The 13,021-nt window shown below is 67.2% G+C and carries 17 protein-coding genes and 1 pseudogene; 8 read left to right on the top strand and 10 right to left on the bottom strand.

Annotated elements, in window-relative coordinates; genetic code table 11:
* Nucleotides 1–110: 110 nt before the first annotated feature.
* Entirely contained in the window at nucleotides 111–653 is a 543-nt protein-coding gene (locus ABZ470_RS09490; RefSeq protein ID WP_362911013.1) for a carboxymuconolactone decarboxylase family protein, read from the top strand.
* 110 nt (nucleotides 654–763) lie between these two features.
* On the opposite strand, the gene ABZ470_RS09485 is transcribed toward ABZ470_RS09490, so the two are convergent.
* From ABZ470_RS09485 to ABZ470_RS09475, 3 genes are all read right to left on the bottom strand, one after another.
* On the bottom strand, nucleotides 764–1,003 hold the full coding sequence (locus tag ABZ470_RS09485; RefSeq protein WP_352013567.1) for a hypothetical protein: 240 nt from the start codon (nucleotides 1,001–1,003) through the stop codon (nucleotides 764–766).
* 249 nt (nucleotides 1,004–1,252) lie between these two features.
* Nucleotides 1,253–3,184, bottom strand: a complete 1,932-nt coding sequence (locus ABZ470_RS09480; protein ID WP_362911012.1) for a hypothetical protein — start codon at nucleotides 3,182–3,184, stop codon at nucleotides 1,253–1,255.
* Complete coding sequence (locus ABZ470_RS09475) at nucleotides 3,184–3,423, bottom strand: hypothetical protein (protein ID WP_362783659.1); 240 nt, start codon at nucleotides 3,421–3,423, stop codon at nucleotides 3,184–3,186. Before ABZ470_RS09475 ends, ABZ470_RS09480 begins: the two co-directional genes overlap by 1 nt.
* Nucleotides 3,424–4,685: 1,262 nt before the next feature.
* Between ABZ470_RS09475 and ABZ470_RS09470 the strand changes: the two genes are divergently transcribed.
* Nucleotides 4,686–5,447, top strand: a complete 762-nt coding sequence (locus ABZ470_RS09470; protein WP_362911011.1) for a DUF2127 domain-containing protein — start codon at nucleotides 4,686–4,688, stop codon at nucleotides 5,445–5,447.
* Between the two features lie 77 nt (nucleotides 5,448–5,524).
* On the top strand, nucleotides 5,525–5,950 hold the full coding sequence (locus ABZ470_RS09465) for a hypothetical protein (protein ID WP_362911010.1): 426 nt from the start codon (nucleotides 5,525–5,527) through the stop codon (nucleotides 5,948–5,950).
* 5 nt (nucleotides 5,951–5,955) lie between these two features.
* Here the strand turns inward: ABZ470_RS09465 and ABZ470_RS09460 are convergent.
* From ABZ470_RS09460 to ABZ470_RS09440, 5 genes and pseudogenes are all read right to left on the bottom strand, one after another.
* Nucleotides 5,956–6,180: pseudogene (locus tag ABZ470_RS09460) on the bottom strand (IS5/IS1182 family transposase); the annotation flags it as partial.
* Nucleotides 6,181–6,242: 62 nt separating this feature from the next.
* Nucleotides 6,243–6,473 carry a BldC family transcriptional regulator gene (locus ABZ470_RS09455; RefSeq protein WP_352013571.1) on the bottom strand — a complete coding sequence of 77 codons (231 nt, stop codon included), beginning with the start codon at nucleotides 6,471–6,473 and terminating at the stop codon, nucleotides 6,243–6,245.
* A 12-nt stretch (nucleotides 6,474–6,485) separates the two neighbouring features.
* On the bottom strand, nucleotides 6,486–6,719 hold the full coding sequence (locus ABZ470_RS09450; protein WP_362911009.1) for a hypothetical protein: 234 nt from the start codon (nucleotides 6,717–6,719) through the stop codon (nucleotides 6,486–6,488).
* Nucleotides 6,720–7,469: 750 nt separating this feature from the next.
* Nucleotides 7,470–7,886, bottom strand: a complete 417-nt coding sequence (locus tag ABZ470_RS09445) for a hypothetical protein (RefSeq protein WP_362911008.1) — start codon at nucleotides 7,884–7,886, stop codon at nucleotides 7,470–7,472.
* Nucleotides 7,883–8,104 (bottom strand): hypothetical protein, encoded by a 222-nt coding sequence (locus tag ABZ470_RS09440; protein ID WP_362911007.1) that lies wholly within the window; start codon nucleotides 8,102–8,104, stop codon nucleotides 7,883–7,885. The genes ABZ470_RS09445 and ABZ470_RS09440 overlap by 4 nt, the downstream gene beginning before the upstream one ends.
* Before the next feature lie 633 nt (nucleotides 8,105–8,737).
* On the opposite strand from ABZ470_RS09440, the gene ABZ470_RS09435 reads away from it, so the two are divergent.
* From ABZ470_RS09435 to ABZ470_RS09420, 4 genes are all read left to right on the top strand, one after another.
* Nucleotides 8,738–10,024 carry a helix-turn-helix transcriptional regulator gene (locus ABZ470_RS09435; protein WP_362911006.1) on the top strand — a complete coding sequence of 429 codons (1,287 nt, stop codon included), beginning with the start codon at nucleotides 8,738–8,740 and terminating at the stop codon, nucleotides 10,022–10,024.
* Entirely contained in the window at nucleotides 10,012–10,218 is a 207-nt protein-coding gene (locus ABZ470_RS09430; RefSeq protein ID WP_362911005.1) for a DUF397 domain-containing protein, read from the top strand. Before ABZ470_RS09435 ends, ABZ470_RS09430 begins: the two co-directional genes overlap by 13 nt.
* 100 nt (nucleotides 10,219–10,318) lie before the next feature.
* Entirely contained in the window at nucleotides 10,319–10,579 is a 261-nt protein-coding gene (locus tag ABZ470_RS09425) for a winged helix-turn-helix domain-containing protein (protein WP_362911004.1), read from the top strand.
* 303 nt (nucleotides 10,580–10,882) lie between these two features.
* Nucleotides 10,883–11,095 (top strand): DUF397 domain-containing protein, encoded by a 213-nt coding sequence (locus ABZ470_RS09420; RefSeq protein WP_362911003.1) that lies wholly within the window; start codon nucleotides 10,883–10,885, stop codon nucleotides 11,093–11,095.
* A 68-nt stretch (nucleotides 11,096–11,163) separates the two neighbouring features.
* On the opposite strand, the gene ABZ470_RS09415 is transcribed toward ABZ470_RS09420, so the two are convergent.
* The gene (locus ABZ470_RS09415; protein ID WP_362911002.1) at nucleotides 11,164–12,240 is read right to left on the bottom strand and encodes a methyltransferase domain-containing protein; all 1,077 of its coding nucleotides are present in this window, start codon (nucleotides 12,238–12,240) and stop codon (nucleotides 11,164–11,166) included.
* Between the two features lie 85 nt (nucleotides 12,241–12,325).
* Entirely contained in the window at nucleotides 12,326–12,742 is a 417-nt protein-coding gene (locus ABZ470_RS09410; RefSeq protein ID WP_362911001.1) for an SPASM domain-containing protein, read from the bottom strand.
* A 106-nt stretch (nucleotides 12,743–12,848) separates the two neighbouring features.
* Between ABZ470_RS09410 and ABZ470_RS09405 the strand changes: the two genes are divergently transcribed.
* Nucleotides 12,849–13,021 (top strand): helix-turn-helix domain-containing protein (locus tag ABZ470_RS09405; RefSeq protein WP_362911399.1); only part of this gene is annotated, 173 nt, incomplete at its 3' end.

The raw sequence follows: 13,021 nt of genomic DNA, 5'->3' as shown, positions 1-13,021 counted from the left end.
GCGTAGTTGGCCGGATCAGGACGTGTCACCTTCTGCGCACTTTCGGCGAAGACGGGTGGGATGACGCCGTGTCACCATCGGCCTTCACCGACCTTTCGAGGAGTGACGTCATGGCACACATCGATCTCGGCGTGGACGAGCACGCGTTTCCCGGCATCTCCGGGCTCATGCGGTTCAGGCCGGAGACGGCCGGGCCGCTCGGCGCACTGGCCGAGGTGCTGCTGCGCGGGCCACACCCGCTGTCCGCCGGTGAGCGCGAGCTGATCGCCGCCTACGTCTCCGGTCTGAACGAGTGCTCCTTCTGCTGCGCGTCCCACTCGGCGTTCGCCGCCGCCCAGCTCGACGAGGGGATGACCCTGGTCGAGCAGGTGCGCGCCGACCTGGACGCGGCGCCGGTCTCCGGCAAGCTGCGCGCCCTGCTGCGGATCGCGGGCGTCGTGCGCGGCGACGCCCGCGAGGTGAGCCGGGAGCTGGTCGAGGCGGCCCGCAAGGAGGGCGCCACCGACCTGGAGATCCACGACACCGTGTTGATCGCGGCGGCGTTCTGCATGTTCAACCGCTACGTCGACGGGCTCGGGACACTGGCCCCCGAGGGTGGGGAGGGATACGAGGCCTCGGCCCGGCGCATTGTCGAATCGGGCTATCTGTCCTGAATGTTGGTCCGGGCCGAAAGGGTGATTCCTTCACGGCCCGGATGGATATCTCCGGATGCTCCAGAATGGCTAATCCGACATATGTAGTCGATAGCGGATTTATCCGGTGACTAGCGGGAGACCTTGCGCCGCCTCATGAGGCGGTTCCACACGACACCCAGTCGGACACCCCAGATGCCGGCGCCGACGACCAGGAAGAACGTCCCGGTGACGTAGGTCCACCAGCCCCCGCCGTGGGAGAGATCGTGAATGCCGCGGACGATGGAGGAGAGACCGATGATGGGGAGGATGAAGGTCAGAAAAATCCAGGTGCTGCCAGGTTGTCCACCGGATGATTCCTTGGGAGACATAACCCCACTCTACGATGCGACCCTCTCTCGTGAAACGAATTAATTTACCCCCTAACAGGAAACAATCCTTCCTGAGAGAACTACGGGGCAGCCGGATGTCGGCCAACCGGTGGCGCCGCGCCTGGACCCGCGGTGGTGGCGCGGAAAGGGGACGGTGCCGCCCGCGGTGAATCGCGGGCGGCACCGTACGGGTTCGTGGTGAAACATTCCTTCACGGTCGGGATATGGCGGATGGCGTGCTCTCGGCCGTTACCTTCCGGGCGGGGCGATGCGGACGACCTCGGAGCCCGGTGTCACCCGGCTGCCCGTGGTGATGTCGAAGGTGATGAACCCGCTCGCTCCGGGGATGCGCTTCTCCCCGGTCTTGAAGGAGCTCAGGGCGTTGCCGACGTCGTGGTTGTTGGGCAGCGTGTCGGGCCCTCCGGAGGTCAGCTTCCGGTTGTAGGCGTCCTTGACCGCCGCGATCGCGGTCAGCAGCGCGTCATGGGACATGACGGCCCACCCGCTGTCCAGGTCCTTGATCTTGAATCTCTCACCGAACCTTCTCTCGAACTCGGCGTAGACGAAGGCGTTGTTGTTCGTGTTCCTGGAACTCCTGAGATAGCCCGGGTCGGCGAGAGGGACGTAGACCAGCGCGGTGGGCACCTTCGGGTCGGTGAGCTCGGGGGTGTCCCTGGGCTGCGCGGCGCCGTCCGAGCCGGTGATGACCGTGATGAGCTTGTCCGGGCAGGCACGGTTCTGCAGCTCGTGGAGGAACTTCGGCAGGAAGGTCTGCCGTCCCGCGTACAGGACCATCTCCTGCCCGCACACGTCCTGGAGAACCGGGTTGCCCCGCGTGTCGAAGTAGAACTGCCTGCGATGGTCCTTGTCGCCGAGGAGGTCGGCGAACTGCTTGAGGAAGGCCTCCTTCAAGGAGGAGGTGTACAGGTCGGAGCTGCCCTGGGGGGTCTCGTCGGTCCAGACGAGCACCGCCTTGCCGCTCAGAGGCTTGCGCTTGGTGTCGCTCAGGTATCCGTTTTTGAAGAGGTAGTCCCGGATGGCCGTGAGCTGGCTGGTGGTGGAGGGCGCGACCCGCAACAGCCCGCGGATCGGCTTGCCCCCATCGATCGTGCCGGTGGCGTCGAAGCCGTCGGCGGTGATGACGTCGCTGACCATGGAGATGTCCGCGGCGGACAGGGCCCGGGCCGCCTGGATGCTCTCCTGCTGGCTGAGCCCTGTTCCCACGACGGCCACGAGGTGATCCGGGCCCTCGGTCATGGTCTTCAGGTGGTCGACGGCGTGACGCCACTGGGTTTCGTCGCTGCCCATGTTGGCCAGGACCAGGCGGATGTTCGGACGGGTCTGGCTGTCGTTGGCGGCGCGCTGGGCGGTGAGAAGCCCTTCCAGCTGGTGGACGCTCCGGTTGCCCGTCAGCGAGCCCTGTCCCGAACCCATCGGGGCCAGGAAGGCGATCGTGACGTACGGGCCGGTCATCGCTCTCTCGTTCTCCTGACCGATCAGCTCCAGGACCTTCGCGGCCTCCGGGCCGAACACCGTGGAGGTGCCGATGGCGTCGGTGACGCCCACGCACTCGCGGCCCCCGCCCTGACCTGCGCCCCCCTGCCGGACGTCGACGCTCATCAGCGCCGAATCACCGGTGCCGCACTGGCCGTCACGCACCAGCACGACGGCGGTGGTCGCGGCGGCGGCCACGGTCACACCGACCGCCAGGGAGATGACGATCGTGCGCCGGGTACCGAATCGCGCCGGCAAGGACCGCCGGGCTGTGGCTGTGGCAGCGGGCTGCTGCGGCTCTTGGGCGGAAGGCTCCGGTGCTGTGGCCGCAGCCGGGTCGGCGAGCTGCGGCGGTTCCTGGGAGGAAGGCGGCGGCGGGGAGGGCACGGGTGCTCTGCTTTGCTGGTACAGCCTTTCGCGTGCCTGCGCCCAGGCCTCCACGTCGTCGTCGTTGACACCGCAGGCGCGCACATAGTCCCTGACGAACTGCTCCGCGGGCAGTGTCCGCCTCCCGAGAACGGTGGAGGCGGTGCTGCTGCGAATGCCGCCTCGTCTGTCGATGGTCTCGAAGGTCAGGTTGTTGACCTCTTTGAGGTCCTTCAGCTTCTGGGTGAACTGCTCGGGCGTGGTGACGTCCTTCAGCTCCTCCACCAGCGACCGCACCGGGGCCTTGTCCTGTCCGGGCATCACAGCCACCTGCTTCCGGCTGTTCCGCCGGCCAGCCACGAGCTGATCTGGGCGGCCGCGCCGCCCGTCGCGAGCACCAGCAGGAGGCTCTCGGGCAGCGGCTGGCCGCTCACCCGCAGTACCGCCGTGACGAGGACGACCACGATCAGGACGACGATCCGGTGGCCGGAGGGCATGGTCACCGGGGTGGGGCGCGTAGCGGGCGCCGGCGACTTGCGGCGCGGGGTACGGACGGACATGTGAGCCTCTTTCCTGGGCGCGGCGTGGAATCCGCTGCGGTGTTCGTCGGGCGGTTACCGGCCGCCCTTGATCTGTGGTCGTAAGAGTTACGCATTTCCCGGTCACCGGTCTAGATTTCCTGACCTTTCCGTCCTTCGGAATTCTCCGGAAGCGTTCGGTCGTATGCGACTTATAGCCGCGGCCCATTCCGTACGACCGTTCCGAAACCGCGATTCGCGGCCGAAACCTTCCCGCATCGGAGAACCGGACAAAAGATGGGAAATAAATAAAGGGGCCCCTGCCGGTACAGGGGCCCCACATGTCCCTCGAACGGTCCACGCCGCGCCCAGGAAGACAAGACGGGCATCCGAGGTGGCGGGCGCGCGAGCGCCTCACCGGTCCCAGTCTTGCTTCCTTTGCCCCGCCAAACAAGATCAAATGGCTTTCGGGATGATTCGGAAAGTCCCCTGAACTGCTAGAACGTCAATCCATACGCTCCCTGGAAGCCGTACCGGCCGCGTCCTGCCGCTCCTGGCGACCGGCCCGGCCACCTCGGCCCGAACGCGGTTGTGTCGGCCGCCCCACCAATCTCAACCTGCTGGGCGCGGATTCGGCCCCGTTCCGGATCGGCCCGCAGCCCGGTCGCGTCAACCGTCCAGCATGTTCGACGCCGCCAGGATCGGCCGCCGACGCTCTGGGCCAGGGCCTGAACCCGGCGTCGGCGACGTCGGGAAAGGGCCCGTTTTCCGGACCGGCCGGCCCCCTTCTCAAACAGAGCGCTCACCATGTCGTCTTATCCGCTGAGTTCCGCCTTGCTTTCTCCCTCACGGATGAGGCGTTATCCACTGAGGTCACCACAATGTTCAGCGGAGAATGGGAGTTATTCACCGAGCCGGAGCGAGTGCCGGCATCAAGGCCCCGCGTTGCCCGCCATCGACGTCCAGGACCGATGGGCCCACCGATCCGTGCGTCGGCTTCGCTGTCGGTCTCGGTGGTGGGTCGTTGACGCGGCCGTCGTCATCTTGGCCCCGGACTCCCGAAGCCGCGACGAGCCGCAAAGCAGGCGGGCCGGTCCAGCTCAGCGAGGGTTTCCCGGGGCCGAGTTCCGGCGGCTTGTCCCGGGTCGGCGTGGGGGACCGGATTGGCGGGGCGATCGGAGTCAGCGCCGTGAAGTCGTGGTCCTGTCCGGTCAGCCTCCTACTTCTCCCCTGACCGCGGCTTCGGGAGCTCTGGGCCGTGTCGGCCCGTCCGGCGCCCCGGGGACGCGCCTAGGGTGGCGGTCATGGACTGGTCGCTGCTGACCTGCGCCTTCACCGGCCACCGCACCTACGCCCCCGACGAACCCGAACTGCGCGAACGCCTGCGTACGGCGACGGCGGCGGGTGAGGCGTGGCGCTGCCTGCGCTGCGCCGACTTCACCGTGGGACCCGCCCAGGGTGGCGGCCCCGCCGACCTGGCGCCGGACGTGAGCCGGGGCGACCACCTGCGCGACATCGTCGTGCTGCGCTTCTTCGCCGTCGAGCGCCTGTTCAGAACGGTCCTGCTGCTCCTGGCGGCGTACGCGGTCTGGCGCTTCAGGGGAAACCGGGAGCCGCTCCAGCAGATCTTCCAACGGGAACTGCCGATCCTCGGCCAGGCCGGCCTCGACGTCCAGCACTCCCGTGTCCTGTCCTGGATCCAGGACGCGCTCGGCGCCGGCGAGACGACCCTGCGCTGGATCACCGTCGCGCTGGTCGCCTACGCCGCGGTCGAGCTGGTCGAGGCGGTGGGGCTGTGGCTGCTCAAACGGTGGGGGGAGTACTTCGCGTTCGTCGCGACTGGCGTCTTCCTCCCCCTGGAGATCCACGAACTCACCCAGCGGGTCACCCCGCTACGGCTGGGCGCCCTCCTGGTCAACCTGGCCCTGCTCGGCTACCTCGTCTGGACGAAACGGCTGTTCGGACTGCGCGGCGGCCGGGCCGCCTACGAGGCCGAACGCAGAAACGACTCCCTCGTCGAGATCGAACGCGCCGCCATGACCGGCAGGAAGCCCTGGACGCACTGACCACAGAGGTTGAGTACGGCCAAGGCGTGTCACGAAAGTCGTTTGGTCCGCTTGTCGGACACGCCTACCCTCTGCCCATGGTCCAGATGGGGAATGACGAGCTGCGTAGCTATCAAGTGGGACCAGTGCACGCCGAGCTTCGCGCGCTCACGGTGAGTGATGACCGTGAAGGCGTGCTCGAAGGGACGCCGCACCTGCACCGCCGCTTTCGTCTGATGGGCATTGAGAAGGCGATGGCGGCGACGCCGCATTTGTATGTGCACGATCTCGACAAGCTCCGGGCCGACGCGGAGGGGCGGGTCGAGGAGTGGCTGCCGCGAGAGACGGTTCACGCTCGGCTGACGTCATGGTGGAAGCCCGAGGACATCGCAGAGCCTGGACACACGGTGCTCTCGGTGATGTGGTTCCAAACGGCCGCGCAGGACCCCTTCGCCCACCTGGCCACGATCGTGCGTCCCCTGGACTGGGCTTCGCTCGCCAGGTTCGTCCCTTTTGAAGACTAGGCGTGTCACGGCCGTTCGTTGCCGGCCGCGGTCGCCTCGTGGCGTTTGTCGTACCTCGTGGCCACGGCACGGTGCCTCCTGAGGCGGTTGATGCCGCACCCGGCCGCGTGCCGGGCCTTGTACCGCGGATCGAACTTCGGCGGTCGGCCACCGCGCGAGCCGCGTCTCCTGCGGTTGCGGGCCTGGTCGGCCCTGTCCGGAATGGCGCAGCGGATACCGCGTCGCCGCAGGTGAACGTGGTTCTTCCGGAACAGTCCCAGCACCGCATGAGGGAAGAGTCACCCTGGGTGCGTCAGGACGACGTCGAGTCGTTGAGGAGCGCCTTGATGTCGGTTTCGCGGTAGCGGCGCTGCCTGCTGGGGGTCCTGACCGAGGGGATGCGCCCGGTGAGGGCCCACCGGTTCACGGTCTTGGGGTCCACACCGAAGATCCGGGCGACCTCGCCGGGGGTGAGGAGCCGTTCGGTGGTGCCGGGCCCGGTGGAGAAGGTGCCGTCCGGGGCTACGGCCTTGAGCGGAGACATGGGGACTCTCTTTCAGTGACGACTGCGGTGGAGGATCTCGTCGTGCCAGGCCAGCGCCTCGGCCAGCCGGTGCAGGGTCGTACGGCCCAGCACGTCCCGGGCCCCGGCCCCGCGCTGGTCGAGCCGCAAGGGTTCGTAGCGGATGGCCCACCACCGGGGCAGGCCGGGCAGGTCGTGTCGTTCGTACCGCCAGGCAGGGTGAGTGCTGACGAGCAGGCCGATCAGCTGTCTCTCGTAGTCGGTCACGGTCGTCCTGGTTCGAAGGGCGGGCAGGGGAAACGCGTCGTTCGGGTTGGCGGGGCCCTGTGGAGACGAGGGAACGTCCTGGTGGAGACAGGGAGGGGGCGGGTGCCCGGCCCCGAGCCGGGGAGCAGGTGGCCGGGCACCCTGGAGGAGGACCGGCCCCAGGACACAGGGCCGGTGCGCCAGACGGCTCCCCTTCCCCAGCACGCCCGGAACGTGCACGGAAACCGCCTGCGAGGGAGTGCGGCCCAGACCCCTCCCGCCTGGACCGCACGCTTATGGGGTGTGAAGGGGTGCGGCTCAGGTCCCTCCTACCTGAACCGCACGTCATGGGGTACGGCGAGCAGCGGGTGGGATGAATTTCCACCGCCCGCCGTACCGGCTTTCAGGAGCGCAGAAGTCTGCGCAACGCCGTAGACCGACCCGGTTGAGCGACCTGAACAGGGCATACGGCCTGAACGACCCGGGCGGTCCGCGTTCGAAGAGCGCGGGCGACGGCGACGGCCTGAATGCTCGGCGGCACCGTCAAGGGCGCCTGAGCGCTCAGCTTGCGGTCGAGTTCCTCGACCGACTCGGCCCGCACCAACAGCACATCCCCGACATACGGCCTGCCGAACAGGATGCTCCGGTAGGCGCTCCACAACCCGGACCGCGAACTGTGGAAGACCAACCAACCGGGGTGAGCCGCCTGCACGGAGTTACAGGCCCAATTGGAAAGCTCAGATCCTTGACGATCCGTCCAGGCCGACAGCATCATGCCGCCCTCCCACCCGGCGAACGCCGTCCACCAGCGGATGTCGTCTCCCCAGCTGGCGAACCCCGTTCCCCGCCGAGTTCCCCGTTCCGTGCTCCGGAGGGTGGACGACCGGCCCCACTCCTCCTACGCCGAACCGGCGCCGGAGAAGGCTTCGGCGCGAGCCGCATCGCCTTGATCATCTCGGCTTCCCGCATCCGCTCCTCCAGCCCGTCGGCCGTGGGGTCCTCCACGATCACCGGCCAGGGACCGTCCCAGGCGGCCACGGCGTAGAAGGCGCGTCGCCCCAGGCTGTAGAGCACGGTCCAGTCGGCCCAGGCCAGGTCGATCCGCTCGGCTTCGGCCCGCGCTGGGCCGTCCCAGACCCGCCGATACACCGGCTCGTACGGCTGGCCGTCCCTGTGGCGTCCGGTCACGAGGCGACCTCCTCAACCAGAGCGGCGCGGGCGGTCTCCTCCTGCTCGGCCACGGCGGCCTGGACCTCGTCGAAGGTGTCGGCGTCCACGGCCGACTCGGCCCCGGCTCGTACGGCGGCGCGCGGGAAGAGGTGGGTACGGAAGGCCCAGAAGCGGCCCGCGTCACTGATGATCAACCGCCAGCCCGGGATCACCGGGCGGTTGGGGGTGTCGTGCATGATCTGGACCTCCGTGATCCGATCAGAGGCTTTTGCCGACGAGGTGATCGCCAGACGGGCCTGCCCTGCGGGACAAGAAAGAAGCCGCACGCCGTACGGCACAGCCGAGAACCGAAGACCACCGGCACCAGACCGACAGCCCGCCTGAGCACGAGAAACACGACGTCGGCCTTCACATCGAGGCGGCCTGCCGCTCGCAGGCCGTACGCCGTGGTGGTTGGGCTGGTGCGCCCGCGTCCAGATGACCCCCGACCGGGGAACCCGAGGGAACGGACGCCGGATTCGCCGAGGCAGCGGCGGCCAGACATGCCGTACCGGCGCGACAGGCGCAGCTTCCAGAACCACGCCCGGGTCATCCACAGGAACCGGCGCGAGATCCGGCTCCACACCACCGTCCGGTACGGCCCTCGCGGCCGGGACCATCGCGGGCGCCTCCGGCTCAGAGTCGGGACGCCGCTGGGCGGGCAGCAACGGGATCACCTCGGCGGGCGCGACCTCTGTCGGAGGCCGGGGCGCAGGAAGAAACTGCGGACCGTACTCACGACGGGCCTGGAGACGGGTGTTCATCAACAGCCCGGATGGCTGCACATACTCGTGCCCGTCCTGCTGCGAACAACCGTGGGTGTAAGGGGGATGACCACATCGGGCGCACCCCATGGGCAGGGGCACGGCACCAGCGACATCGTTGGTCACCAGTTCAGAGACGACGAGGAGAGCGTCAGGGTTCAGCGTTATGCCGTATTCAGCGAGCCAGAGCGTGACCGTCTGCCGCGCCTGATACGGCGTTCGGGTGCCGCGCCGCAGTGTTGTGACTTGCCGCTGATCCACCTCAGGTGCCTCGTGCAGGAGCTGAGGGGTTGCGATTGCCGTTGGCATGAAATCACCGACTTATCCGAGTCTCGACCTGCCATTCACCAAGACACACCATCTGTCGTCTTCGATGGCGTCGAGGTCAAGCATGAAGGCTCAGGTCGCTCATTGGTGCACCTTCTTCGCGATACCTGGCCGACAAAGAAATACACCTTCCTTGTATTGAGTGTCGTGTTAATGTCGCAGCACGGTCATGGAAAACGACCCTTTGCCCCCGCAGCCAGGGAGAGGCCCGTGAATCCTCATACGAGCGACCAGATATCACCTCGGGCCCGATTCACCACCGACCTGGCCGAATACCGCAAAGCCGCAAAAATGACACAAGCCACCCTGGCCAGCCGGATTCGGTGCCATGAGTCGCTTATCAGCCATATCGAAACCGGCCGCCGCGCGCCCACTCTCGACATCGCCGAGAACGCCGACCGCGTCTTCGGCCTGGACGGCCACTTCGCCGCCCTGTTCACGAAGATCTCCCAGTCACCCGCACTGGGTTGGTTCGCTCGCTGGGTTGAGGAGATCGAACCCCGCGCCGTCATTCTGCAATCGTGGGACCCGCTGCTGATCCCGGGCATCCTGCAGACTCCCGATTACGCCCACGCGATCTTCCAGACGACCTCAACCCCTGAGCAGGTGAACGAGCGCGTCCAGGCCCGTACCAGCCGGATTGCGATCTTCGATGGCTCTCCCCCACCGACCTTCACCGCCCTCATCGACGAAGGAGTACTGCACCGCCCCATCGGCGGCTCCAAAGTCCTGACGGCCCAGTTGCGCTACCTGCTGGAGATGGCCCACCACCCACGCATAACCATCCAACTGGTTCCTACCGCCGCAGGGTGCGTGCCTGGCATGATGAGCGCGTTCGGGTTGGCGCGGCTGCGTGACGGCTCCGAAGTGGTCTCTACCGATTCGGTCTTGTCCGGCCAGGTGACAGCCGACCACGACGCCGTGGCACGCATCAAACAGCGATATGACAGCATCAGAGCGGACGCTCAACCGAAAAGCGCTACGCGGCAGACAATAGAGGATGCGATCAAGAAATGGACCAGGTAAACCTTGGCGGCGCCTCATGGAGAAAGGCCACTGCCAGCGGCGACAACGGGCAATGCGTGGAAGTCGCCACCAATCTCCCTGGCATCGTCGCCGTCCGCGACAGCAAGGACCCCTCCGGTCCGGCCCTGGCGTTCACCACCGCCCAGTGGTGCTCATTCATCGGCCATGTGAACACCGGCGCCTTCGACGCCTGATCTCCCCGTGAGACCCTGGCACCGTACGGTGCCAGGGTCTCGTTGTACGACGACTCGCTCACACAGTGGGATGCGATCGCTTCCGTCTAGGCTGCCCTGCTTGCTGAGCAAGATAGCCTGCTCTCAAGCTGGAATCGTGGATCAGTCAGGCGCCCTGTACCTCGCTATCGCGGACCAGCTCCGCCAGCAGATCGTCAATGGCGAACTGGCCCCCGGAGCCGCCCTCCCCTCACAGACGGAAATCGCCCGACAGTTCGGGGTTTCCGACGGTGTCGCGCAGAAGGTCATCCGGACGCTGGTCGTCATCCCCGTGGACCGGTACCAGGTGATCTACGGCACAGCGATCGACGAAATACCGTAGGGCCGAGACGCGCCCACGATCAGGCGCACTTGCCGGTTGCTCATTCCCTGCTGCATCCGTGCAAGGCAGTGCTTCCTATCCGGGAGCTTCCTGGGCCCCTGCAGCTCGCCAAGCTTGGGGTGTTGCGACGACCACTAATGGAGGGCGGCGCACAGGCCTTGCCGTACGTCCACATTCACCTGTTCACCTGTGGACAACGGTGTCGTGAGTCCTACGCTCAGGTGAGACCGCGTCCAGACGAAAGCCCTGGACGCCAACACGACGCGGGACTACCTGTCCTCAATGGTCACCCGACTCACATAGGTGAAGATCACGGACTCCACGCAACCGTGCTCCTGGCGCAAGTCCTCTCTCAGCACCAGTCAAGGCGCGAACTGTGTGGAAGTCGCCGACCTCCCAGAAGGCAACCGGGCTGTCCGTGACAGCAAGGACCCCTCCGGCCCAGCCTTGACCTTCACCCCCACCCAGTGGCGCTCATTCACCGGCCACGTGAACACCGGCGCCCTCGACGCCTGAGCACTTACCTTCTTGTGAGGCTCAGGGTGCCGGAGCCTCGTGCGTGCTGGGTTTTCGCGGTCGCCCGCTCAGCCGATTCGCCCGACCCAGTCGCCTCGTTCCAGCCGTATGCGACCCGTGGCGGAGATGTAGGCGGTCGCTCCTCTCAGGGGGAGGTCTCCCTCGACGACCCACCGGTGCCGGATCTCGTCGAGGATGGACCACAGGCGGCGCGGGCCGCCCTGGTGCACGATGGGCGGTGCGTCGCCCTGACCGGTCGCTCTGGCCCACGAGCCGTCTTCGTGCACCATGCGAGCGGTGTGCCAACCGTCCTCTCCCTGCTCGTAGCTGTGCTCGATCCCTGGAGCCACGACTTCGAGCATGGAGGGCAGCTCCCAGTTCCAGCCCACCTGAAGAACGGGATATCTGCCCTGGGACACCTCCTCACCGTTCAGGTCCCTTGTCACGTCGAACAGGCCCCGAATGCCCGGCGGGTAGCCCGGCCCCGGCCGGGTGGCCATGAAGGTCGCCCGGTCCCATTCCACGCGGCCGATCGCGGCCCAGCGCCCGCCGCTGGTCCTGTTCGCGGTGATGATCAGGCTGGTGTTGGCGATCGTGGTGACGAACCGGCCGTCCGGCCGCAGAGCCGCCAGCCAGCTCGGCGGGATCGCGGGGACCGAGACCATGGAGACGATTCGGTCGTAGGTGCCCGGCAGATCCCCCGTGGCGTCGACGGTGAGAATCTTTGGACGCATGCCGAGATCCGCGAGGCGACTTTCCGCGATCTCCACCAGGTACGGGTCGACGTCGACACTTGTCACGTGGTCATCGCCGAGAGAACGGGTCAGTAGGGCCGCGCCGTACCCGGAGCCGACCCCCACGTCGAGAACGTCGGCGCCGTCGTAGACGTCCGCGTGCCGAAGCATGCGAACGACCAGGCTTGGCGCGGTGGATGAGGACGTCGGCATGGTCTGCGCGGGGCGGTCGGCCTGGGTCGCGTGGTCGGCGTGGAGTGTCCCCGCCTGCGTCACCAAGGTCTGGTCGCGGTAGGCCTCCGCCAGCCACCGCTCAGGGGCCTCGGGGCCGTCTCGCAGCTCCCACCGCCGCTCATCTCTCGCCCACCCCCACCAGCGCGGGATGAGCAGGTGCCGGGGAGTTCGTTCCATCGCCGCTCTCCACCGCGAGCCACGTGGACTGGCGGCTGCGGCGAGAGCACGGGCGCGGGGCTCCCAGTCCATGAGTCGCCCGGCTTCACTCGGTGTCGGGGTCACAGAACTTAGGATCGCAGGCTGGCGTGGACGCGGGGTCGCAGTCGTTGCCGTCGCCTCTCACCGGATCGCAGAGTTCGGGGTCGCACCTCTTACCTGTGGGGTTCGGGATACCGTTCACCAGCTCCTGCCATCGAGCGCCTTGCAGGATTCCGCGCAGGGGCTGTTCAAGAACGTTTCCCGCTGTCATCCACCGAGCCATGACACAGGGCCAAACGTCTCCTGTGGGACTGATCGCCGCCTTCCCTTTTCCACAGGCGCCGCAGAGTTCGGATGCGTTCCTGGAGCCGGGAGCCGTACGGCCGATGGCGCGCAGTCTGTCGCTGCGGATGTCGGTGACGCCGAGAAGGGTGAGGTTGTTTCTTCCTTCGGTGGACTCTCCGGTCGGCAGCTCGACCATGCCCGCGCGCAGTCGGATGCCGCGTGCTCGCGCCTTGTCGACGACGGGTGAAAACTGACCCTGTGGCGACGGCCGAAAACTGACCCCCCTTCAGTCACTCTGGAGGGTGATCAAGGTGGAGGACTGGGCGGAGATCCGCCGGTTGCACCGAGCCGAAGCGATGCCGATCAAGGCCATCGCCCGGCGCATGGGCATCTCGAAGAACACCGTGAAAAGCGCGCTGGCGGCCGATACACCGCCGAAGTACCGGCGGCCCGGCAAAGGCTCGATCGCAGACGC

It is taken from the genome of Streptosporangium sp. NPDC020072, from assembly GCF_040631445.1.
Lineage (GTDB): Bacteria > Actinomycetota > Actinomycetes > Streptosporangiales > Streptosporangiaceae > Streptosporangium.
The sequence above is the reverse complement of the archived record's forward strand: the minus strand, read 5'-3'. Positions and strand labels throughout refer to the sequence as shown.